Source organism: Rhodoferax sp. BLA1 (assembly GCF_013416775.1).
Classification (GTDB): Bacteria; Pseudomonadota; Gammaproteobacteria; order Burkholderiales; family Burkholderiaceae_C; genus Rhodoferax.
This window is the reverse complement of sequence record NZ_SZVI01000009.1, coordinates 230,913-254,706: the sequence shown is the minus strand read 5'-3', so window position 1 is coordinate 254,706 and position 23,794 is coordinate 230,913. Positions and strand designations below refer to the sequence as shown.

Genomic DNA, 23,794 nt, shown 5'->3' with positions numbered 1-23,794 from the left:
AACTGACATGGCACTCATTGACATCCATGTTCCCGACATCGGCGACTTCGCGGAAGTCACCGTGATTGAACTGCTGGTCAAACCCGGCGACAGCATCAAGGCGGACCAAAGCCTGATCACCGTCGAGTCTGACAAAGCCTCGATGGAAATCCCCAGCAGCCATGCTGGCGTGGTGAAAGAACTCAAGATCAAACTCGGCGATAAGGTCGCCATGGGTTCTTTGCTGCTGACGCTGGAAGCCGCAGGCGAGGGCGCCGCACCGGCTCCCGCCGCAGAATCCAAGCCAAATCCACCTGTAGCCCAGGTAACACAAGGGCCAGCAGCTACGCAAACAGTAGCGACTGCAGCGCCTGTGGCCGCACCCGCTGCCGCCAGTTTTGCGGGCAGTGCCGATCTGGACTGCGACGTGCTGGTGCTCGGTGGTGGCCCTGGTGGCTACTCGGCCGCCTTCCGCGCGGCTGATCTGGGCCTCAAAGTCATTCTGGTTGAGCGTTACACCACCTTGGGTGGCGTCTGCCTGAACGTGGGTTGTATCCCGTCCAAAGCCTTGTTGCACGTGGCAGCGGTGATGGACGAGGTCAGCCACCTCGGTGACCTGGGCGTGGAGTTTGGCAAGCCGGTGGTCAACATCGACAAGCTGCGCGGCCACAAGGAAAAGGTGATTGGCAAACTCACTGGCGGGTTGGCCGCCATGGCCAAGATGCGCAAGGTCTCAGTAGTGCGTGGTTACGGCAACTTTGTTGGTCCCAACCACCTCGAAGTCGAAGAAACCACCGGCAGCGGCCAGGAGAAAACCGGCAGCAAGAAGGTGGTCGCGTTCAAGAACGCCATCATCGCTGCGGGCAGCCAGGCCGTGCACCTGCCGTTTATGCCCAAAGACCCGCGTGTGGTCGACTCCACCGGCGCCCTGGCGCTCAAAGAAGTCCCCAAACGCATGTTGATCCTGGGCGGCGGCATCATCGGCCTGGAAATGGGCACCGTCTACAGCACCCTGGGCGCCCGCCTGGACGTGGTTGAAATGTTGGACGGCCTGATGCAGGGCGCTGACCGCGATCTGGTCAAGATCTGGCAAAAGATGAATGCGCCACGGTTTGACAACATCATGTTGAAAACAAAAACCGTCGCTGCCGAGGCAACCCCAGAAGGCATCAAGGTCAGCTTTGCCCCTGCTGAAGACGGCATCACAGTGCCCGAGCCGCAAACCTACGACCTGGTTCTGCAAGCCGTGGGCCGCACCCCCAACGGCAAAAAGCTCAACGCCGAGAAGGCTGGCGTGGCTGTGACGGATCGTGGCTTCATCAACGTCAACATCCAGATGCGCACCAATGTGCCGCACATCTTCGCGATTGGCGACATCGTCGGCCAGCCGATGCTTGCGCACAAGGCGGTGCACGAGGCGCATGTTGCCGCAGAAGTCATCGCCGGCGAATTGCAAGGCAACAAGGAACTGGCAGCTGCCGCCTTCAATGCCCGCGTGATCCCCAGCGTGGCCTACACAGACCCCGAAGTGGCCTGGGTTGGCCTGACCGAAGACCAGGCCAAGGCGCAAGGCATCAAGGTCAAGAAGGGCCTGTTCCCGTGGAACGCGTCTGGCCGCGCTATCGCCAATGGCCGCGACGAAGGCGTCACCAAACTGCTGTTTGACGACAGCCCCGAAGCCCACGGCCACGGCAAGATCCTGGGCGGCGGAATCGTTGGCACCCACGCCGGTGACATGATTGGTGAAATCGCCCTGGCGATCGAGATGGGTGCAGACGCCGTGGACATCGGCAAAACCATTCACCCGCACCCGACACTGGGCGAGAGCATCGGCATGGCGGCTGAGATTGCGCATGGCTCTTGCACGGATGTGCCGCCAGCGCGCAAGTGAGTTGACTGCCTGAAAACGCTACTGACTCGGTAGCAAGCCGCGCAGATTCCGTTAGGGCTGCGCGGCTTTTTTAATTGTTTTTGGTTTGCGTCAAGGCATTCCCCTAAAATCATTTCATGTCCCATCCTCAAGCCCAAATCAACCCCGAAGTGCTTCGCTGGGCACGCGGTCGCATGGGCATGGATATTGGGACTGCAGCAATAGCCGTTGGTGTGAAGCCCGAGCAACTGGAGCAATGGGAAACGGGTGGCGATTTGCCTACGTTTCGGCAAGCTCAAAACATTGCCCAAGCACTGCACGCGCCATTCGGTTTCTTTTTCTTGCCGCAAGCTCCTGTGGAAACGCCGCTTTTGCCAGACCTGCGCACCGTGGGAGGCCGACCGGTAGGGCGGCCAAGTGTCGAACTGCAGGAGACCGTGAAACAGGCACTTCAGCGCCAGGCTTGGTATGTCGAGCACCAACAAGAGCAGGGCGCAGCCGCTTTGCCCTTTGTTGGCAAGTTCCGTTTGAACGCTAGCCCACAAGTGGTTGCTGCAGATATCCGTACTGTGTTGGGCGTGGAGTTGGAGCACGGACAACGCAAGTGGGACGACTACCAGCGAGCACTCATTCAAGGTGCAGAGAACGCTGGCGTGTTAGTTATGCGCAGCGGCATGGTGGGCAACAACACCCACTGCAAACTCGATGTTAGTGAATTCCGTGGCTTTGCTATCAGCAGCGCTGTGGCGCCTGTCGTGTTCATCAATTCGGCTGATGCGCCCACTGCCCGGTTGTTCACCTTGATGCACGAGTTGGCGCACATCTGGTTTGGGTCCAGTGGTATATCCAATGGTGAAACAGCAAATGCACACCAAGAGGAAGTTGCTTGCAACGCGGTGGCAGGTGAGTTTCTGGCACCGGCAGTAGTATTCCGGCAGCTCTGGGCTAGCGGCGAGCCAGATCTGCGCATCCGTTTGGCAGAACTGGCGCAACGCTTTCATGTAAGCCAGTTGGTCATTGCACGCCGTGCCTTGGATTTGGGTTTGATAGACCGTGAGGTGTATAACAACTTTTACTTCGCGGAGTTGGAGCGCTTTCGCAACGCCGAAAGCAAGGGAGGGGGTAGTTTCTACCGCAACGCTGAGTCTAAAAACAGCAAGCGGTTCGCCAAAGCCGTTACCGCAGAGGCACTCAGTGGCCGACTGCTATTGCGTGATGCGGGCAAGCTCCTCGGTGTACAACCGGCGAAGATTCGCCAATTTGCCGAGCAGCTGGGTGCATGATTTATCTGCTGGACTCCAATACCCTAATTGAAGCTAAAAACCGCTACTACGGCATGACCATTTGCCCCGGCTACTGGTCTTGGGTTCTTCGTAGCCATGGGCAAGGCGTGTTGGCCAGCATCAAAACCGTGGGCGACGAACTCAAGCTCGGCAACGACGAACTTGCGCTTTGGACCAGGCGCAATGCAGCGCTTTTTCTTCCCGTATCAGATGCCGACACCCAAGCGGCATTCGTACAAGTGGCCGCGTATGTGGCGTCGCAAACAGCGCTAATGAAGGCAGGTGCCCTGGAAGAGTTCTTAGGCGGTGCAGACCCTTGGCTCATTGCCAAGGCCATGGCGCTACCTGACAGCGTGGTGGTCACCCATGAGCAGTTCAACCTGCAAATGCGCCGCAAGTTCAGCATCCCAAATGTGTGCCAGCACTTTGGCGTGCAATGGATGGATACGTTTGCGGTACTGGGACAAACCAAAGCCAATTTCGTTCTGGTAGACGCTTAGCCCCCGTTTTTACGACTTGGGTTACATCTACCGCCTACGCTTGTCGTCTTGATCAATGTAACGGCAGAGGTTGCGCATGGTAGTTACACCGATGTGCCGCCAGCGCACAAGTGATTTGATCATCTGAAAACGCTACTGACTCAGTAGCAAGCCGCGCAGATTCCAAAAGGGCTGCGCGGCTTTTTTATTGCCGATCTGCTGTCGCAGGTTCGCCATGGGCCTCGTCAGGCTAGTGACGCCGAGCCAACACCCGCGACGTGTCGCGCCTTAAGGCATGATCTCAACGTACTCGTAGACCTCGCAGTCCATGATTTGTTTGCGCACCGGCAGGCTGAGTTGCTCGAACCAGGCTTGTGGGTTGCGCTTGTCGATTTCCTGGCCCATGAAACGGATCAGTTCGCAGATGGGTTCGACCACGTTGGTGCGGTACGGCAGGTCATTGCTCACATAGCCCCGGTGCATGTTTTTCATGCAGTTGCCGCGGCACCAGGCGTAAGCCTCGCAGTCGTGGCAGGGCATGGCCGGGTCTTGTTGCAGCGGGCTTTTCTTGAGCCAGTTGACTTTGATGTCGCCCATCTTCATGGCTGGGTCGTACATCATGTCGGGGCAGGGATAAATCTCGCCGTTGGGCATGACGTTGAGCAGGTGGGTGGAGACGCGGCACTGGCTGGCACCGGCGTACAGTTCCAGCGCCCGCGTGGGAAACAGCTTGTTGCGCACCATGCCCATCAGCGGGATCAGCGGGTAGAGCACATCGGTGCGCGAGAAGAATTTGTCGATCAGCTGCACCAGCACCGCTTTGCGCTTGGCCACCGAGTCACCGGCGTACATTTCATCGGCCACAAACTGCCAGTACAGGTAGTCAAACGGGGCACCGTCGGCCACCAGCTGGTCCAGTTCCTCAAAACAGGTGTCGGGGTTGCCCCAGGTGACGCGGGCGGTGACCGAGCCGCCGATGTGGTCGCGCACTTCTTTGAGGTTTTTCACCACCTGGCGGTAGATGCCCTTGCCACGGTAGCCGTCGGTGGTGGATTCGCCGCCGTCGATGGAGGCCAGCACATTGGACAGGCGGTTCAGCGCCCACTCGGGCAGGTTGTCGATCAGCGTGGCATTGGTCTGCAACTGGAAGCGAAAGCTCGGGAAACGCTGCATCACCTCCAGCATCAGCTTCTTGTTCAGCGTGGGTTCGCCGCCGTAGAAGGTGACATAGATTTCCTTGCCCTTCAGGTGCCGATCCACAAAGGCGCTGAGCTGCTCAATGTCGTACTCCACATGGACTTGTGAGCCCAACATGTCGCCAACCCCCAGCGAACAGTAGCTGCATTTGAGGTTGCATTTCAGGGTGGTGAGCAATTGCAGTTCCACCCGGCCGCCCACAATCGGGTTGGCATCGGACTGGGTAACTTCTGTTGTAGCGGCGTGGGGTACGAAGTGGATCGGTGTCTCGGTGTGCATAGTGTGGTGGTGGGGGCTCCGGTAAGCGGGGCGATCAAAGGCTAAGAAATGGCGCACAGTAGCAGGCCTGCCGCCGTTTGCGGGGCGCCGATGGTAATCGCGGGGCGTGTCAAAACAGGTTGGTTTGATGCGGTTTTTGCCGCGCTTTGGGCAGTGAATGCACTTTGTTTGATCTAGTCGAGGTTTGGCGGGCTCGCGACATTCTTCAGACTTGACCTGGATCTATGTGTTGTCTTCAAGGCTAGGCCAGCCCGAGCATCGGCTACCCACACTGATCTATACCTGAGACCCATGCCATACTTCAGCCAATGCGGTTGAAATTCCTGTCCGTCGTTTCGTCGGTATTTCAGTTCCAGGAAAACCGCCATGAATACCATGCTTGACTACATCCGCCGCTACGCTGACACCATCCTCAACACTTACCGCGATCCTTATCACGGCACCCCCTTGTTCTTTGACGGCATGAACACCTTCACCGGTGAGCCGGTCAAATGGCGCAACATGGAAGGCACCGACTGGGAGCCTTCCAACCTGGCCTCGCAGCAGAACCTGTTTCGCACTTTGTCAGCACTCTCGACCTTGACCGGTGATGGCAAGTACAAACAAGCGGCGATGGACGCGATCCGCTGGCATTTTGACCACGCGGACGCTTCGGGGCTGCTGACCTGGGGTGGGCATTGTTTTCTGGACCTGAAGACGCTCGATACCGTCGGCCCCGAAGGCAAAAACAAGGTGCATGAGATCAAGCACCATTACCCGTTCTACGAGCTGATGTTCGAGGTTGACCCGCAGGCCACCGCAAAACTCATCAAGGCCGAGTGGAACTGCCACATTGACAACTGGGACACCCTCGAACTCACGCGCCACGGCAGCTACGGTCGGCCCTTGCCCGCAGAAGGCTTCTGGGACAAGCCGATGCATCGCGATCTGGAGATCTTGCGTGAAGCCAAGGGGTTGTCCTTTGTGAACATCGGCAATGACCTGATCTACGGCGCCGGTTTGCTCGGCCAGCGGGTGCCGGGTGAGGAGAAAGCGCTCGACTGGGCCGAGTTTTTGGCCTGGCAGTATGTGCGCAGCCGTTACCCGGCAACCGGCTTGGGGTGTTACCAGTTCAACCGCCCGGTCAAGCGTGAAGAGGCGCCAACCGACGAGAACCATCCACAGTTCACCTATTCCTTCTACGGCGATCGCGCCCAGCGCCAGTTTGGCCCGGAATATGGCGATGTGGCCCAGGAAGCCTGGGTGCTGTTCAAGATGGACCCGGACGCCATGAACGGCCCGGAAGGCATCTACGGTGACGCCACCCTGGCCCAGCTCACGTTGGCCCGCCAGCTCGGCGCCAAGGGCGAGCAGCTCAAACAATGGGCTGTCGACGGCCTGGATGCCTGGTTGCGCTACGCCTATGTGCCAGAAACCAACCAGATCAAGCCGATGTTTGCTGATGGCAAGGACCTGACCGGGCAAGTGTTCCCGCGTCGGGGTTTTTACGGCAAAAAGGGCTGGGTTTTTGAGCGCAAGCCGATCAACACCATTGTTTTCCTGTCCACCGTGACCGCTTGGGCCATGACCGGGCGTGCCTCACTCTGGCAGCATGTGGTAGCGATGGCGCACCATTTTGGACTGGGTGAATGGCATGCCACTGACCCGGCTGCATCCAAGGCGCCTCTGGTGGCCAGCCAGGCTGACGCCATCCTGCTGTTTGCGGTGCTTGAAGTCGCCCGCGCGACGCGAGCCCCGGCCTACCTGGCGCTGGCCAAGAGCATTGGCGAGCGGATCATGGCGCAACATGCCCACCGCGGCATGTTTGTGCCCAGCGAGAAACATGTCCATTGCCGTTTTGACGATACCGATGCACTCGCCCTGTTGACCCTGATCGCTACTGAGCGTGGCTGCCCCGAGCTGGTGCCGGGCTTTCGCTCGCAGGGTGGCTACATCCACGGCGACATCCAGATCGAAGATGGCAGCAAGAAAAACATCCTGGACATCAAGGATATCTACACGCTGACGATGGCCTGAACGCTTTGCGGCCAAGCAGGAGCCAGCTTTTTCGGGCTGGCTTTTTTCTTTACAAAAGTGCTCCATACCAGGCCGTGCTGCAGTGACGCCTGGCACGGAGTGTGGCACACGACTTGGTTGTTGAGTCTGTGTGGGAAATAGGTGCTAAGCCCACGTTTCATAAGGGTCATTTGCTATAAAAAAATATTGAAAACTGGCGTCCGTCATTAACAACCAGATCGCTGGTGCTGGACCTTTTGTTGAGGCAAGGCCAAAGCAGAAACTTGCTTGAATCTGACTTCTGGAAATCGTTTTGCGAATCATTCGCATATAGAATGCCATCCTTCGCCGGGGTGCCCGGCCTATTGAAGGAGTGTTCATGCGAATTGCCACCACCGCACGCTGGCTGTGTATCTTGGGCCTGACGGCCGGTCTGATTCAAACCGCGCAGGCGGCCCCCGAGGTGATCAAAGACGTACTCGGTCGCTCCGTGCGTGTCGACCTGCCTGCCAAACGTGTGCTGCTGGGTTTCTATTTCGAGGACTACATGGCCATCGGTGGTGAAAAGGCCTTCGACAAAGTGGTTGGTTTGTCTCGCGAGGCCTGGGAAGGCTGGCGTCCTGCCAATTGGTCTCTGTTCACGGCCCACCGGCCTTCACTCAAAAACCTGCCCGACGTGGGCGAAGTTGAGGCGCAGACCTTCTCTGTGGAGAAGGTGCTGGCACTCAAGCCCGATGTGCTGGTGCTGGCTGAATGGCAATACAAGGGCCTGGGCCCGGACGTCAAACGCATGGAAGACGCCGGGGTGCCGGTGGTGGTGGTGGACTACAACATGGAGCTGCCCGCCAACCACCACGCCAGCACGCTGCTTCTGGGAAAAATTGCGGGCGACGAGAAGCGTGCGCAGAAGATTGCCGACGAGTACACCACCGCCATCGATCAGGTGCAGTCGCGTATTGCGGCCGTCAAGCAGCCTCGGCCGAGCTTCTATGTCGAGTTTGGCAACAAAGGGCCGTCCGAATTCAGCTTCAGCTACGGCAAGGGCATGTGGGGTCCGCTGGGTGCGCTGGCTGGCGGCGAGAACATCGCTGCCCCCTTTGTCGAGTGGTACGGCCCGATGAATCCAGAGAAAGTGCTGGCCGCACAGCCCGAGGTGGTGTTCATTGCCGGAACCGAGTCGACCAAGAACCCCAGCTCGATGCTGATGGGGCAGGGCGTTGAGTCCGCTCAGGCGCAGCAGCGGCTGCAGGGTTTTGCCCAGCGCGCTGGGTGGAGTGAGCTGCCGGCCGTGAAGAACAAACGCCTGTATGCGGTCTACCAGGGTGCATCGCGCTCGGTGCTGGACTACACCATGGTGCAATTCATGGCCAAGGCCCTGTACCCCACGCTGTTCAAGGACATCGACCCCCAGGCCAACTACCTGGCTTTCTACCGCCGTTACTTGCCTGTGCAGGCCAAGGGCAGCTTTGCGCTGGGGATGTAAATGACACAGCATTTTTGGAAAAAACTCGCGCTGTCTTTAATGCTCGGACTGGGCGCGCTCAGTGCCTGGGCGGTGCCCAGCACCATTGAAGATGTGTTGGGCCGCAAGATCACACTGGAGCTGCCAGCCAAGCGGGTGCTGCTTGGCTTCTACATCGAGGACTACTTCGCCGTGGGTGGTGACAAGGCCTTCGACCGACTGGTGGGGCTGTCGCTTGGCTGGTTCGTCAAGTCGCGCCCGGCAGTGTGGGACCAGTACGTCGCCGCCCGGCCCACGCTGCGCGACGTGGTCGACGTGGGCAGCGTGCAGTTCCAGACCTTTTCGCTCGAAAAGGCGTTGGCCACCAAACCCGATGTGGTTGTTCTGGCCGACTGGCAGTTCAAGGCCTTGGCGTCCGAAATCCCCCGCCTGGAGGCCGCTGGCATCCCGGTAGTGGTGGTGGACTACAACGCGCAGACCCTGGAGCGCCACCTGGCCAGCACGAAGGTGCTGGGCCTGATCACCGGCGAAACGGCCCGCGCACAACGTATTGCCGACGAGTACCGCCAGGTGGTGGAGACGATCCAGCAGCGCATCGCCAAAGCCAAGCTGCCGCGCCCGCGCGTCTACATTGAGCTCGGTGACAAAGGGCCAGCCGAACACAGCTACACCTACGGCAAAAACATGTGGGGCGCTATGGTCGATCTGGCCGGTGGCGACAACGTCGCTGCGCCGTTCGTCAAGGACTGGGGGCCGATCAACCCCGAGCAGTTGCTGGTCTCGAAACCGCAGGTGGTGTTCATCGCCGGTTATGAAAGTATCAGCAGCCCCGACGCCATGCAGATGGGGATGGGGGTGCCAGCGGGTGAAGCGCGCCGACGTCTGCAAGGCTTTGCACAACGCAAGGGCTGGAGTGCTCTGCCAGCCTTGCAGGATGCGCGTCTGTACGGGGTCTACCACGGCGCCACGCGCAGCCTGCTGGACGCGTCGCAGTTGCAATATCTGGCCAAGGCCTTGTATCCGACCTTGTTTGCCGACATCCATCCTGAAGCCACCTACCTAGACTTCTACCGCCACTACCTGCCCATCCAGCCCCAGGGCACTTTCGTGTTGAGCTGGAAATGACAGGCAGACCCGCGCCGCTTGCCGGCGGCGCCGACTTTCGGAACCTCACCCCATGACAGATATCACTGCCACGCCCGATATGGGCGTCCTGGTCTTGCAGCGCCAGCGTCGGCGCGAGACGCTCCGCTGGCGTTGGTTGGCCCTGTTTGTGGGCCTGAGCCTGTTCAGCTTGATGCTGGATGTCGCCACCGGCCCCTCCATGCTGGCCTTGGGAGATGTGGCGCGTACGCTGCTGTCCCCTGCGGCGGCCGACCCGATGACGCGCGCCATCGTGATGGACATGCGCTTGCCGATTGCGCTCATGGCGCTGGTGGTAGGTGCGGCCTTAGGATTGGGTGGAGTGCAGATGCAAACCCTGCTGGACAACCCCTTGGCCAGCCCTTACACCCTGGGGTTGGCTGCTGCCGCCGGTTTTGGGGCTGCTTTGGCCCTGGTGACCGGCGGCCTGGGGCTGCCGCCCCTGGTGGCGATCCCCATCGGCGCCTTTGTCTTCTGCATGCTGGCGGCCAGCCTGTTGTTCGGCTTGGCGCTGATGCGCCATGTCAACAGCCAGACCATCATCCTGGCCGGCATTGCACTGTTGTTTCTGTTTCAGTCGCTTTTGTCGCTGCTGCAGTTTCTCTCTTCGCCCGAACTGAATCAGCAGATCATCTTCTGGCTGTTTGGTAGCCTCATGCGCACCACCTGGCCGATGCTGTGGATCACCACGGGTGTGACGCTGGTGTGTGCGCTGCTGCTGCACCGCGACGCTTGGCAACTGACCTGCCTGCGTCTGGGCGAGGCGCGTGCGCGTAGCCTGGGTGTAAACGTCACGCGGCTTCGTCTGAAAACCCTGGTATTGGTTGCACTGATGACCGCAACCGCCATCAGCTTTGTGGGTGTGATTGGCTTCATCGGGCTGGTGTCGCCGCACGTCGCGCGCATGCAGGTTGGCGAAGACCAGCGTTTCCTGATTCCGCAGTCGGCGCTGTGTGGCGCATTGATGCTCTCGGTGGCCTCGGTGCTGTCCAAATCCATTGTGCCCGGCGCGCTGTTTCCGATCGGTATCGTGACGGCGCTGATCGGGGTTCCTTTCATGATCTGGCTCATTCTGGGCAACCGAAAGCGCAACCGTGCTTGATATTTCTGACCTGACCCTGCGCATCGGCGACTTGACCTTGGTCGAAGGGCTGAACCTGCAACTGTCTGCCGGGCAACTGCATGTGATCATTGGCCCCAACGGCACCGGCAAGACCAGCCTGCTGCGCGCGCTGTTTGGCGAGTTGCCATTGACGCAAGGAGCGGTGCGCCTGCGCGGCACACCGATGACGCCGCATAGCTTGCCAAGCTGGCGCCAGGGCATTGGCTACATGCCACAAAACACCCAGCTTGACCTGGACCTGAGCGCGCTTGAAGTTGTGGTGCTGGGGCGCTTGCAGCGCCTGTCGATGCGGCTGTCAGACGACGATCTGGGGGCGGCGCTGGCTGCCTTGCAGGCGCTGGACATGGCCCATCTGGCCGACCGGCCGGTGCACACCCTCAGCGGTGGGCAGCGCCAGATGGTGTTGTTTGCGCAAGTGCTGTTGCGCCAGCCCAAGCTGATGCTGCTGGACGAACCCGTCAGCGCTCTCGATCTGAAGCACCAGATGCAGCTGATGGAGCATCTGCAAATGCAGACCGCCGCCCAGGGCTGGATCAGCGTGGCTGTGCTGCACGACCTGAACCTGGCGGCGCAGTTTGCCGATCAGTTGATTGTGCTCGGCGACGGTCGCCTGCAGGCCTTTGGCCCACCGGCTCAGGTGCTGAGCCGCGAACTCATCCACCACCTCTACCACGTCCCGGTGGATGTCCACCACGACCAGGACGGCCAACCCTACGTGCGCACCTTGCGCGCATCACAGCCCACACCCGTGAGCGCCTGATGGCCTCAGAGACCTCAATTTCGATATGACCCACACAGTTCACTTTCCCTGCCTGCATCGCTCACTTCTGGGTGGCTTGTTGGCACTTTGCAGCCTTTTTGCCGCGCCTGCCTGGAGCGCAGAGCACGTGGTGCGTATGCTCAACGCTGGCACAGACGGCTCCATGGTGTTTGAGCCGGCCTTTGTACACGCCCAGGCCGGCGACACCGTGCGTTTTGAGCCGACAAGCACCGGCCATTTTGTGCGCAGCCTGGCTGTTCCCGAGGGTGCCAAGCCCTGGCTCAGTGAGGAAGATCAGCCGTTTGTGGTGACGCTGGCGCACCCAGGCCTGTATTTCTACAACTGTCCACCCCATTTGATGATGGGCATGGTTGGGCTCATCCAGGTCGATGAGGCGGTCAACCGCACCGCAGCCACTGCGGTCATGAAGTCCACGCAGGGGCGGATCTACAGCCATGGTGCGCGTGTCGACAGCTTGCTGGCACTCGTGAAGTGAGCCGCTGGCGCGCGCTCAGTCCCGCCGCCCGCGTGTTGGTGGCCAACGGGCTGGCGTTCAACCTGGGTTTTTACATGCTGATGCCCTATTTGGCGCAGCACCTGGGTGCCGATCTGGGGCTGGCAGGCTGGATCACCGGGCTGGTCATGGGGCTGCGTGTGTTCAGCCAGCAGGGCTTGTTTCTGCTTGGTGGTTGGCTCGGAGACCGTCTGGGCTACCGCCGGGCCATCGTCTGGGGCTGTTTTTTGCGCGGTGTGGGGTTTGCCCTGCTGGGCTGGGCCGGAACATTGCCATTGCTTTTGCTGGCCGCCTTTTTGACCGGTTTTGCGGGTGCCCTGTTTACACCCTGTGCCCAGGCCAGCCTGGCCGCCCAGTGCCCCGATCTGTCACAGCGGCGCTACGCCTTTACCTTGCACAACCTGGCCAGCGAAGCCGGGATGCTGCTGGGCCCACTGGTGGGCCTGGCGCTGCTGAACGTGGACTTTCGCTTGACCGGTTGTGTGGCCGGAGCCTTGTTTATGGGGTTTGGGGGGCTGCAATGGAGGCTGCTGCCCCCCGATCAAGGCTCGCCACGGCCTTCGGCTGTGTTGGCGTCGGGCACCGCACACGCATCGCCCAGGTCTTTGTTCGCGCAGTTGGCAGAGCCCAGCCTGCTGCGTTTTGTGGGCTGCTGCGCCACCTACCAGGTGATGTTTCACCAGCTGTATCTGGCTGTGCCGGCCTTTGTCCAACAGCACGGTCTGGGTGAGAGCACGCTCAGTGCGGTGTTCACGCTCAGCGCCGTGGTGGGCATCGCCTTGCAATGGCCTGTGAGCCGCTGGCTGGTGCCACGCCTGGGGGACGCTGCCGCGATGGGCTGCGGGCTGGCACTCATGGGCACGGCCTTCCTGTCACCTGTGGTGCTGGTGGCCTGGCCGCTGGCGGCGATGCTGGTGCTGGCGGTACTGTTGTCGCTGGGGTCGATCCTGTGTTTTCCGCTGTTTGCCACCGTTTTGCCACGGTATGCTCGGGACTGCCCCCTGGGCACCTGTTATGGCTTCATGTCCAGCGTCGGCGGGTGTGCCGCGCTGGTGGGGCAGGCGGCGGTGGGTGCGGGCCTGGGGGCATCTGATGCGGCACCTGCAAGCGGTATCTGGTGGGCACTGGCGTTCTGTGGCCTGCTCGGTGGTGTCGGTATGTGGCGAGTGACACGAGGCTCGGGCTCGCCCAGCGCCCTGTGATGTGGCACCGGCATCGGCCAAAAAACGTAACTACTCAGCTCACCTAGACAAGCAAGCTTGAATCGTCATTTATAAGAAATAAGCTTCTATCCCTTATTGCATAAGGGATAGAAGCTACGGTTTAAGTAGCGACATGGTGCCTGCGTTTGAGGTGTTTGCGTAGCCACAGCAGCAGATCATCCACATAGGTGAACACCACCGGGATCGTCGGCAGACTCAGCGCTGGCCAGGGTCACGTCCAGCGCTTTGCGGATGACGTTTTCCATTTTTGAGGTGTCTTTTTGTGGGGAAATTTGGCCTCAAGTAGCTGGATTTGCCATCCGCTGATGCATTTGTCATGACACACTAGACACAGTTTCACCAGCCCTGTCTACCATGCGTGCTCAAGAAATCCTCCGCGTTTGTGCAGTCGCTTGGCTGCTGTTGTTCGCCTCAGGGAGTTGGGGTGTATCACCGCAAGCTGTGTTTGCCACGGCCAGTCGCTCGGTAGCGGCGCTGGAGGTCTTGGACGACGCGGGAAAAACCACCGGCACTTACAGCGCTACCCAGGTTGACGCCCAGAGTTTTGTCTCTCTTTGCGATGTTCTGGACACACACCAAGCGGTGCGCATCACCTTGCAAGCGGCGGTATTCAACGCCAAAGTCACAGCCCGTGACCGGGAGCGCAACCTGTGCCTACTGGAGGTGGATGATGTATCTGGCAGCGCCATCGCTTTGCAAACCCAGCCCCCAGCCATTGGTAGCCGGGTCTATGCGGTGTCCAACGCGTTGGGCTTGGGGGTCGGTATTTCAGAAGGTGTGATATCCGGGATTCGGCATTTCGCCAATGGCGACTACCTTCAGTTCACGGCACCTATTTCACCAGGCTCTGAAGGTGGGGCCTTGGTGGATGAGCAAGGGCAGTTGCTGGGCATCCTGGACTACCGGCATCGCAGTGGGCAAAACGTCAATTTCGCCGCTGTTTCGGCGTGGGTGGGGGCGATAAAAAGCCGCTCCGTAGCGGCAGCAGCACAGTTGGAACGCTTTGACACCGCCAATGCGCTGTCGCAACAAAAGAAATGGCCCGAGCTGACCACGCTGGCTGCCGACTGGCTGCGCCTGCAGCCAGACAACCCCGATGCCCTGCGGTTCACCGCAGAAGCAGCCCGTGCGCGCAAAGATATAAACACCGAACTCAACGCCAGAACGGCACTGTTCCAATCCAACCCTGGCCAGTTGACCACCGGGATGGATTTGGGCGAAACCTTGTTGTCCAATGGACGCATCCCACAAGCGTTGGAACACGCCAGACTGCTGGTGGCGAGCCAGCCTGAAAGTGGCAATGCCCACTGGTTGTTGGCCCGTGCACTGCGGACCAACGGTTTGACCCGAGATGCCCAAACGTCTTATCAGCGCGCCATTGCGCTGGACCCGTGGCAGCTAGGGGCCTACGGTGGGCTTGCCGAGCTGGCGCAGGAGAACGGTGATGCTGCCACAGCCATCGGTATCTGGTCTCGCCTGAGCGGTTTGTACCCTGGCGTTTTGAGTCTTCGTCTGAGCCTGGCACAAGCTTATCTGGCGGCGGGTCAGGCACCCCTTGCCTACTCCACGCTGGAGAAACTACCTGCGAAAGACGCAGACAGCGCCATCGCCTGGTATTGGCGGGGCGTGACGCTGTCCCGCCTGGGTAGCCCGCAAGCGGCCGTTCATGCTTACCAGAACAGCCTGGACCGCAAGCTGGAGTCCTCGGACTGGGCCTGGGCAGGCATCGGTGCGGCCATGGCCGACATGAAACGTATGCCTGAGGCTATTCGCGCCTTGGAGTCCGCTGTCCAGGCCAACCCTGCTGCTGATGCCTGGCGCTACCAATTGGCGGTGCGCCTCAAAGATGGTGGCCGTGGTGCGGAGGCCTTGGCGATCACCACAGCACTCACCCAAAAGTCACCGAACCAGGCTTGGAATTGGCGCCAGCATGGTTTCGTGCTGGCAACGCTGGGTAAAACGCGTGAGGCGATACCCGCATTGGAAAAATCGCTGCAGATGGAGCCACAACAACCCAAGGTCTGGGGTGCGCTCATTGAGACACTCACCATCGCTGGAGACCACCGGAAAGCCCGCGACGCCTACCAGAAGTTACGCACCTTCGACGCCAACGCGGCGGACGCCATGTACCGAGCATACATACTGCCATATGAGGGAAATACACCATGAAGCGCGTATCCCTCGTGATGACGCTGGCTCTCTATGCATCCGTACCCTGGGCTGCAGACGCGCCTGATGACGCGCAGCGCGTCTTTGCGCTGGTCGCGCCCTCGGTTGTCACCGTGCAGACATTGGATGCCCAAGGCAAGCGCGACGGCCATGGCAGCGGCGTGGTGGTCGCGCCCGAGCAGGTCGTCACCAACTGTCATGTGGTGCAAGAAGCAGCAGCTATTCGGGTAAGTACCGCACAGGGTGAATTCGCGGGTGTGTGGACTCGCCAACTCGCCGATCTGGACCTGTGCCTGCTCAGTGTGGCGAATCTGAAAGCCTCGCCGGTGAAGCTGCGGCCCAGCACATCCCTGGTCGTCGGTGAATCGGCTTTTTCCGTCGGTAACCCGTTGGGCTTCGGCTTGGCTGTGGGCAGCGGTTTGGTTGCCATGGCGCAGAGCAAGACCACCCCAACAGCGCTGATTGCTACCGCGCCGGTTTCACCCGGCTCCAGCGGGGGTGGCTTATTTGACCGCCAAGGCCAACTGCTGGGTATTACCACCGCCATTTTGGGTACTGGCCAAAACCTGAACCACGTGGTTGCCGCCGATGGTGTGGTCGAACTGTTGGCCAACGGCTTACCTCGCCCACCCGCCGTGGTGATTCCTGAGCCGGAACGGCGCTGGGACGACGAGGCGGTTACCTTGCTGAGTGTTGCCGACTGGGTTGCCATGGAGACGCATGCACAAGCCTGGCGTGCTGCCCAACCTGGCGCTGCGCTGCCCTTGGTGTATCTGGGCATTGCCGAACAAAATTTGGGCCATGCAGCCAAGGCGATTGATAGCTTGCACGCGGCACTGATGCTGGACCCCCACCAGCCGCTGGGTTGGATCACCCTTGCCCGTGTCTTGTTCGGCCAGGGAAAACCGACCGAGGCCGAGCAGGCGTTGCGGCAAGGCGAAAACGCGTTTCCCATGGACGACCTACCCCAGTTTGACCGCGCTAGCTACCTATGGAAACAGGGCCAGGCGGCGCAAGCTCTGCCGCACGCGCAAGAAGCAATCCGTAAAAATCCCCAACGCCAAGCGACATGGACCTTGTTGGGACAAATAGAAGAGCAGTTGGGGCACAGCGCACAAGCCTCCCGCGCTTTGGCCACCGCACTGCGCCTTGACAGCGCCGATGCAGATGCCAAACGGCGGCAAACTTCACAGTCCCAAGCACCAGGCCGTATAGACGCAGACGCTCGCTTGACGGGGTTGAAGAATGTTTCTGCCGAGCAGGAAAGTAACGCGCTGGTCAACGTCGCCCTGAGTGAGCTGCGTGTGGGACACCCTGGGCCTGCGGAAGATGCTGCACGCAAAGCCGTGGCCTTGTCGCCCCAGTCTGGCCATGCATGGAATGCACTGGCTGCGGTTCACCGAACCTTGAACCGCAAGGAGGAGGCCGAAGAGGCACTCACCACCGCCATTGGCTTGATGCCAGACAACGCCGTGGTATATGCAAACCGGGCTGAAACCCGCTTGGCCCTGAAAAAGCCAGCATTGGCCATGGCAGATGCCCAGCGCGCCACGGAGTTGGACCCCATGAACAGTGTTGGTTGGCGGAACGCCGCCAAGGCGAAAATGGAATTGAACGACTTCCGAGGCGCCAACGCCACCTACGAAAAACTGGCCTCTATGGCGACGTTGAGTGCAACGGATCTGTCGTCCTGGGCGGAAAGCCTGCTCCGATCGGGCAGACTGGATGACGCATCCTCCACCCTGCAAAAAGCAGAAGCACTCGACCCCAAACTAATCCACCTGCACTTGGTCAGAGCCCGGTTACTGGGCCAAAAGGGTGATCTGGTAGGTGCCCTGGCCTCTGAAAATCGGGTGCTGGAGATTGACCCCGTCAATGCCCAGGCCTGGAGCGGCAAGGGCTACGCCCTGATCAAACTGGGCAAACTGCCCGAAGCTGCGGACGCCCTGGAATCCGCCGTGCGGTTGGATCCCACTTTGGCCAACGCCTGGATCAACCTTGGAGAAGCCCAGTTGCGCAGCCGCAACCTGGGCCGCGCCATCCAGGCACTAGAGAAGGCAACCAGCCTGGCGCCTGCCGCCACCGACGCACGCATGTTCCTGGCACAAAGTTACATGGGCGCAAGATTGGCCGCCAAATCGCGGGAGCAGCTTGAAGTTGTGCTGCAAAAACAGCCCGACGCGCCCCCTGCCTTAGCGATGGTGGCAATGACCTACTTGATGGAAGGCAACACGGCAGCGGCATCACCCATCTACAGAAAATTGCAAGCCCTGGCCCCCAATCTTGCTCAGATTTTGCGCAACCAAGCTATTGCCGCAGGCTTTTTGAACGCCACGGTCTGGACCGAATAATCCGCCTGCGAAGTCTCGACCACCGAGATGGGGGATGGGCGCGGTGGACTTCGGCTAAACGATTCACCCACACTCCACGCTGGGTGAGAGCAGGGGTATGGCAGTGGAGATGGCGGATGGCTTTATCGGTGCCCGCTGTTGCGGGTACATTGAATGTGATGAAATCAGCCTCTAGCCCTCATTATGAAAGGGCTGGCAGCTACGATTTACGTAGCATGGTGATGCCGACGTTTCAAGTGTTTACGCATCCACAGCAGCAGATCATCCACATAGGTGAACACCACCGGGATCGCCAGCAGACTCAGCGCGGTGGAGGTCAGCAGCCCGCCGATCACCACAATCGCCATCGGCCCACGGAAACTGGGGTCGGTGCCAATACCCAGCGCAATCGGCAGCATGCCCGCCACCATTGCCAGGGTGGTCATCAAAATTGGCTGCGCCCGTTTGTGGCAGGCATCGACCAGCGCGTCGTAACGGCTCATGCCCTTCTGGTGGTAGGCCACCACCGCGTATTCGACCAGCAGGATCGAGTTCTTGGTGACGATGCCCATCAGCATCAACAAACCAATCACCGACGACATCGAGAAGCCACTGCCGGTGATCAGCAGCGCCAGCAAGGCCCCGCCAATCGACAAGGGCAGGGCGGCCAGGATGGTGGCCGGTTGCATGAAGTCGTGGAACAGCAGCACCAGCACCCCGTAGATGCACAAAATGCCGATCAGCATCGCACCGCCAAAGCTGGTGAATAGCTCCGTCATGCGCTGCGCGTCTCCCGTGGCAATCTGCTGCACGCCGCTGGGCAGGTTTTTGATGCTGGGCAGGGCCTGCACCATCTTGTTGACATCGCCGGTACTCAGGTTGCCCAACTCGATGCTGAGCGTGACGTTGCGCATGCGGTCCAGACGAGCCACTTGCGACGGGCCGCCACCCAGCGACAGATCGGCAACTGCGGCCAGCGGCACAGCCGAAGTGCGACCGGCCACCCGCAGTTGGCCGATGGCATCCAGGTTGGAGCGCACGCTGTCGTCAAAACGCACACGGATCGCGATCTGGCGTTGTGGCAGGTTGAACTTGGCCAGATTCGTCGCGTAGTCGCCGTAGGTGGCGACGCGCACAACGCTGGCCAGCGCCTCGGTGGTCACACCCTGTTCGGCCATACGTGCCGGGTCGGGCCGCACATGGATTTCGGGCCGCTGTAGGCTGGAGCTGTCGGTGATGTTGCCGATGCCTTGCAGGGTACGCAGGTCTTTGATCACTGCGGCGGTGGCCTGGTTCAGTGCCACCGCATCGTCGCTGGCCAGGGTGACGTCGAGCGACTGGCCATTGCCCATACCCATCACCCCCACGCGGGTACCCGGCAGGGCACGCAGCGCCTGGCGGATGGCGTTTTCCATGTCAGCCTGCGAGCGCGCACGGCTCCCACGCGGTGTCAGGCTGACGGTCAGCGACGCCTCGTTGACGGTGCTGCGGCTGGCATCGCTGGTGGTGTCGCCAATGACGGTGAAAACTTGCGTCACCTCGGGCATGCCGCTGATGAGTTCCTGGGCTTGTACGGCGGCCGCGCGGGTCTGGTCCAGCGTGCTGCCGGGCGGCAGGGTCAGCGAGATGGTGGTCTGGGCGTTGTCCGAGGCACCGATGAATGAGGTCGACAACAAGGGCACCAGGCTGACCGAGCCGATGAAGAACAAGCCTGCCAGCAGCATCGTGATGGAGCGGTGCGTTTGGCACCAGTGCACCATGGCCAGGTAACGGCGCATGATTGGGCCGTCTTTTTCCTCGTGCGCGGGGCTGGGTTTGAGGATGTAGGCGGCCATCATCGGTGTCAGCAGCCGGGCCACCAGCAAGGATGCCAGCACCGCCACCGAGCAGGTGATGCCGAACTGGCGGAAGAACTTGCCCGGTATGCCGCTCATGAAGGCGGTGGGCAGGAACACCGCCACCAGGGTGAAGGTGGTGGCCACCACCGCCAGGCCAATTTCGTCAGCCGCTTCCATGGCGGCTTGCCTGGGCGTCTTGCCCATGCGCAGATGGCGCACGATGTTCTCCACCTCGACGATGGCGTCGTCCACCAGCACCCCCACCACCAGCGACAGGCTCAGCAGGGTGATCAGGTTCAGCGAATAGTCCAGCAGGTACATCACGATGAAGGTCGGGATGATGGACAGCGGCAGTGCCACCGCAGACACAAACGTGGCCCGCCAGTCGCGCAGGAACAGCCACACCACCACCACCGCCAGCACCGCACCTTCGTACAGCAGATGCATCGAGCCGTCGTAGTTTTCCTGAGTCGGGGTCACGGTTTCAATCACCTCGGTGATCTGCACCTGCGGGTGGTTGGCGCTGAAGGTCTTGACCGCCGCGCGTACCGCCGCTGCCACCGAGACCTCGCTGCTGCCAATCTGGCGCAGCACCTGGAAACCGACCACCGGCTTGCCATTCAGCGCGGCAAAGGCAAAGCGCTCTTCAGAGGTGTCGCTCACGGTGGCAATCTGGTCCAGCCGCACACTGGTGGCGACCGAGGTGGTCGTCGCCGTGGTGACCGGAATCGCCAGCGCCGCTAACTGCTCGGGCTGGTCCAGCCGACCCAGCGTGCGCACCGACTGGTTGCTGCCGCCCACGATGCCGCGCCCGCCCGAGGCGTCGGTCTGCACCGCTTTGATCTGGCTGGACACGCTGCTGGCGGTGACGCCCAGACCAGCCATGCGTGCGGCATCCAGCGTCACATGCATCTCGCGTTCCAGCCCGCCAATGCGGGTGATGCTGCCCACCCCTTTGACCGACAGCAGGGCTTTGCTGATGTCGTTGTCGACAAACCAGGACAGGTCGGACTCACTCAGGTGCGGGGCTGCTACGGTGTAGGTCAGTAACGCGCCGCTGGAGCGGGTGAGCTTGGAGACCACCGGTGCGGCCATCTCGGTGGGCAGATCGGCACGTGCGCTATCCACCGCATTGCGCACTTCGTTGAGTGCCACTTCGCTGTCTTTGTCGATGTCAAAGCTGACGCTGATGCTGGCCGCGCCGTCGGTGATGGTGGTGGTGACGTGGTCTACCCCAGCGATGGAGGCCAGCTTGTCCTCGATCTTGCGCGCCACCTCGGTTTCCAACTGCGCCGGTGCAGCGCCTTCCAACGATGCCGAGACCACGATGGTCGGCACGTCAAGATCGGGGAAGTTCTGGATGCCTAACTTGTGCAGACCAAACAGCCCGGCCCCGGTGAGGATGATGAACAGCAGAATCGCCGGAACCGGGTTGCGTATCGACCAGCTTGAAATATTCATGGAGCCACCTTGGTCGACTTGCTGCTGGTGTTGCTGGTTGCCGTGATCCACTGCACTGGGTCACCATCTTTCAGGAAGGCGCCACCGCTGAGCACCAATTGCGCCTGCGCGCCGATGCCGCTGGTGATCTCCACCTGGTCACCCACACGCCGCCCAGTCTGCACCTGGCGCTGCGCCACCTTGGTGGTGCCGTCTTTCTCAAACACATAGCTGTTGCCGTCGCGCAGCACCACGGTGCTGCTGGGCACGGTAAGGGCTGGCGCCTGGCCCGTATTGATCTCGCCGCGCACATACATGCCAACTCTGGCGGTGCTACCCACGGGCAGGTCCACATAAGCCAGTCCATTGCGGGTGCCGCTGTCCAGCGTCGGGCTGACCAAGCGCAGGCGGCCGGCCACCTGGCTGCCGTCGGGCAGGGTGATCTTGGCTGTCTGGCCAGGCTTCAGGGAGCTGATTTGTTGGCCTGTCACCTCGGCGCGCCATTCCACGCGGCGCTGACGCACCAGCTGGAACAGCTCAGTGCCCGAGGCCACCACATTGCCCAGCGTGGCGCTGCGGCTGGAGATGATGCCGTCGTCCACCGCCAGGATGCGGGTGTGCGCGAGCTTGATGCGCTGGCTGTCCAGCGTGGCCAGGGCGGCGTCCAGGCTGGCCTGGGCAGTCTGTTCGGCGACCAGGTAGGAGGTGACCTGCTGCTCCGACAAGGCGCCACTGTCTTTCACCACCCGGCTACGGTCGGCCTCGGCCTTGGCCTGGGTCAGCTTGGCGCGGGCCTGGGCCACGGCCGCCTGCTGGGAGCGCAGGTCGGCCTGCACCGTGTCGTCGTTCAAGCGTGCCAACAACTGGCCGCGTTTGACCACGCTGCCGACGTCCACCAGCACCTCAGCGATGCGCAGACCGGCTTCTTCGCTGGCGATGCTGGCGGTTTGCCAGGCAAACAACCCGCCAGACAGCTGCAGGCTGCGGCCCCAGGTGACCTGCTGGGGTGTGACGGCGCTGACGGTCAACCCGGCATTGGCGCTGGGTGCCACCGTGGCAGCAGGTGTGGCACCGGATGTGAGCACCCATACACCACCAACAACGACCAACAACGCAGCGGCGGCGATCAGACTGATTTTTGCTAATTTCACTTCACGTCTCCAAGGGATACCGACCAACCACCGCCAACGGCTTTGTACAAGGCAATGCCGTACAGCAACTGGTCGCGCTGCACGGTAATCAGGTTTTGTTCGGCCGCAATGGCATTGCGCCGGGCGACCTCCAGGTTCAGCAGGCTGTCGCCACCAGCGCGCCAGTTGGCTTCCACCGCGCTGGCATAAGCGCGGTAGCCTTCGGCGCTGCGGCGTACATCGGCTGTGCGGCGCTCGGCGCTCGTCTGCTGCACCAGGTTTTGTTCAACCTCTTGCACAGCCGTGCGCACAGACTGCTGGTAGGTGGCCAGCGCCAGGTCATAAGCTGCCTGGGCGGAATCTACGGCAGCGCGTTTGGCACCACCATTGAGCAGCGGCAGGGACAGGCTGGGGCCAAAAGACCAGGGCGTGGTGTCCACCCCATTGGTGCGACTGCCTGACAACGAACCCGTCAGTGACAGGCGCGGATAACGGTCAGCCTCGGCCACACCTATCTTGGCGCTGGCGGCGGCCAGGGCACGCTCAGCCGAGACCAGATCCGGCCGCTGGCTGAGCAGATCCACCGGCAGTGTTTGCACTGCCAGGCTATCGGGAGGGGGTAGTTTGGGCGGCTGCACATCCAGCAGCTGACGCAACGCAGGTTCTGCCAGCCCGGTCAGGGCGACCAGGGATTTGATGGTGACGTCGCACTCGGCCTGTTGGGCAATGGCGCTGGCGGACGCGCTGGCGGCACTGGCGTCAGCCAAATCGGCATCGGCGCGTGCCGTCATGCCAGCTTGCCAAGAGCGCTGGGTGATGCGCGCCGTGGCCTGGTTGGAGAGTGCACTGGATTGCACGGTTTGCAGCGTCAACTGGCAGGCGCGGTAGGTGACGTAGTTGGTGGCCACTTCGGCAGCCAACGAAACGCGTGCGTCATGCCAGTCGGCTTGGCGGGCTTGCAGCAGCGCGTCGGCGGACTCGGCGGAGCGGCGTACGCTGCCGAAGAGATCAATCTCCCAGCTGGCATCGAGCCCGCCGCTGGTGGTGGTCTGGGCAGAGCCTAAGGTGTTGTTGCGGCTGGCTGAGGCCGAGCCGCTCAAAGTCGGTTGGCCGGATGCACGCGCGGTGGTGACGCTGGCGCGGGCCGAGGTGATATTGGCAGCGGCTTTTTGCAGTGATGGGCTGCTGGCTTCGGCGGCCTGCAACAGGCGATTCAAGCTTGCATCTTGCAGTCGCGTCCACCAGCTCAACAGCTGCTTGGTATCACCGCCATGCGGTAAGGCCGCCTGCCATTGGCTGGGGACGGTGAGTTGTTCTGCGGCGGGCGGGTCATAGTTTGGGCCAACTGCAGCACAGGCCGACAACAGGGCGCAGAGCAGCAGCGGCAAGACCGAGCGGGCCGGGGAGATGGGTGGTAACAGCATGGATGGGTGGTGTGGCTGGGCGGCGGAGTGCTGAACAAGGTCCCATAGTAAGCTGCTATTGTCAAGCGTTTGTATCTGGTGTGTTGCTTAGTAAATAGGTGATTAGCCCATGTTGCATATGCGCTATCAGCTACTTTTTGTATAGCGTATTGAAGG

16 protein-coding genes are annotated in these 23,794 nt (G+C 61.1%); 12 read left to right on the top strand and 4 right to left on the bottom strand.

All coding sequences use genetic code 11. The features are described from left to right. Positions 1-7: 7 nt before the first annotated feature. The 3 genes from lpdA (at position 8) to FDG13_RS09675 (ending at position 3,632) form a co-directional block, all read left to right on the top strand. Positions 8-1,870, top strand: coding sequence for a dihydrolipoyl dehydrogenase (gene lpdA / locus FDG13_RS09685; RefSeq protein ID WP_180127111.1), 1,863 nt, complete (start codon positions 8-10; stop codon positions 1,868-1,870). 116 nt (positions 1,871-1,986) lie between these two features. Then, a complete protein-coding gene (locus tag FDG13_RS09680; protein ID WP_180127109.1) occupies positions 1,987-3,132 on the top strand; it encodes an XRE family transcriptional regulator in 1,146 nt (381 codons plus the stop codon). After that, on the top strand, positions 3,129-3,632 hold the full coding sequence (locus FDG13_RS09675) for a DUF4411 family protein (RefSeq protein WP_180127107.1): 504 nt from the start codon (positions 3,129-3,131) through the stop codon (positions 3,630-3,632). Before FDG13_RS09680 ends, FDG13_RS09675 begins: the two co-directional genes overlap by 4 nt. A 267-nt stretch (positions 3,633-3,899) precedes the next feature. Here the strand turns inward: FDG13_RS09675 and FDG13_RS09670 are convergent, their stop codons facing one another. Next, positions 3,900-5,087, bottom strand: coding sequence for a radical SAM/SPASM domain-containing protein (locus FDG13_RS09670; RefSeq protein WP_180127105.1), 1,188 nt, complete (start codon positions 5,085-5,087; stop codon positions 3,900-3,902). Positions 5,088-5,453: 366 nt separating this feature from the next. Between FDG13_RS09670 and FDG13_RS09665 the strand changes: the two genes are divergently transcribed. The 9 genes from FDG13_RS09665 (at position 5,454) to FDG13_RS09625 (ending at position 17,827) form a co-directional block, all read left to right on the top strand. Beyond that, complete coding sequence (locus tag FDG13_RS09665; protein WP_180127103.1) at positions 5,454-7,103, top strand: pectate lyase; 1,650 nt, start codon at positions 5,454-5,456, stop codon at positions 7,101-7,103. Positions 7,104-7,461: 358 nt separating this feature from the next. After that, a complete protein-coding gene (locus FDG13_RS09660; protein WP_180127101.1) occupies positions 7,462-8,565 on the top strand; it encodes an ABC transporter substrate-binding protein in 1,104 nt (367 codons plus the stop codon). After that, the gene (locus FDG13_RS09655) at positions 8,566-9,669 is read left to right on the top strand and encodes an ABC transporter substrate-binding protein (RefSeq protein ID WP_180127099.1); all 1,104 of its coding nucleotides are present in this window, start codon (positions 8,566-8,568) and stop codon (positions 9,667-9,669) included. It abuts the gene before it with no gap. 52 nt (positions 9,670-9,721) lie between these two features. Then, complete coding sequence (locus tag FDG13_RS09650) at positions 9,722-10,789, top strand: iron ABC transporter permease (RefSeq protein ID WP_218942683.1); 1,068 nt, start codon at positions 9,722-9,724, stop codon at positions 10,787-10,789. Further along, a complete protein-coding gene (locus FDG13_RS09645) occupies positions 10,782-11,570 on the top strand; it encodes an ABC transporter ATP-binding protein (protein ID WP_180127097.1) in 789 nt (262 codons plus the stop codon). The genes FDG13_RS09650 and FDG13_RS09645 overlap by 8 nt, the downstream gene beginning before the upstream one ends. A 25-nt stretch (positions 11,571-11,595) precedes the next feature. After that, a complete protein-coding gene (locus FDG13_RS09640) occupies positions 11,596-12,066 on the top strand; it encodes a plastocyanin/azurin family copper-binding protein (protein ID WP_180127095.1) in 471 nt (156 codons plus the stop codon). Further along, entirely contained in the window at positions 12,063-13,286 is a 1,224-nt protein-coding gene (locus FDG13_RS09635; RefSeq protein WP_218942682.1) for an MFS transporter, read from the top strand. Before FDG13_RS09640 ends, FDG13_RS09635 begins: the two co-directional genes overlap by 4 nt. A gap of 375 nt (positions 13,287-13,661) precedes the next feature. Then, positions 13,662-15,476 carry a serine protease gene (locus FDG13_RS09630; RefSeq protein ID WP_180127092.1) on the top strand — a complete coding sequence of 605 codons (1,815 nt, stop codon included), beginning with the start codon at positions 13,662-13,664 and terminating at the stop codon, positions 15,474-15,476. Then, positions 15,473-17,827: a serine protease gene (locus FDG13_RS09625; RefSeq protein ID WP_180127090.1), complete on the top strand. Its 2,355-nt coding sequence runs from the start codon at positions 15,473-15,475 to the stop codon at positions 17,825-17,827. Before FDG13_RS09630 ends, FDG13_RS09625 begins: the two co-directional genes overlap by 4 nt. Positions 17,828-18,033: 206 nt before the next feature. Here the strand turns inward: FDG13_RS09625 and FDG13_RS09620 are convergent, their stop codons facing one another. The 3 genes from FDG13_RS09620 to FDG13_RS09610 are packed head-to-tail and all read right to left on the bottom strand — an operon-like array spanning position 18,034 to position 23,638. Then, a complete protein-coding gene (locus tag FDG13_RS09620; protein ID WP_180127088.1) occupies positions 18,034-21,105 on the bottom strand; it encodes an efflux RND transporter permease subunit in 3,072 nt (1,023 codons plus the stop codon). After that, positions 21,102-22,235, bottom strand: coding sequence for an efflux RND transporter periplasmic adaptor subunit (locus tag FDG13_RS09615; protein ID WP_370528200.1), 1,134 nt, complete (start codon positions 22,233-22,235; stop codon positions 21,102-21,104). The genes FDG13_RS09620 and FDG13_RS09615 overlap by 4 nt, the downstream gene beginning before the upstream one ends. Continuing rightward, positions 22,232-23,638, bottom strand: coding sequence for an efflux transporter outer membrane subunit (locus FDG13_RS09610; protein ID WP_180127086.1), 1,407 nt, complete (start codon positions 23,636-23,638; stop codon positions 22,232-22,234). Before FDG13_RS09610 ends, FDG13_RS09615 begins: the two co-directional genes overlap by 4 nt. Between the last annotated feature and the right edge of the window lie 156 nt (positions 23,639-23,794).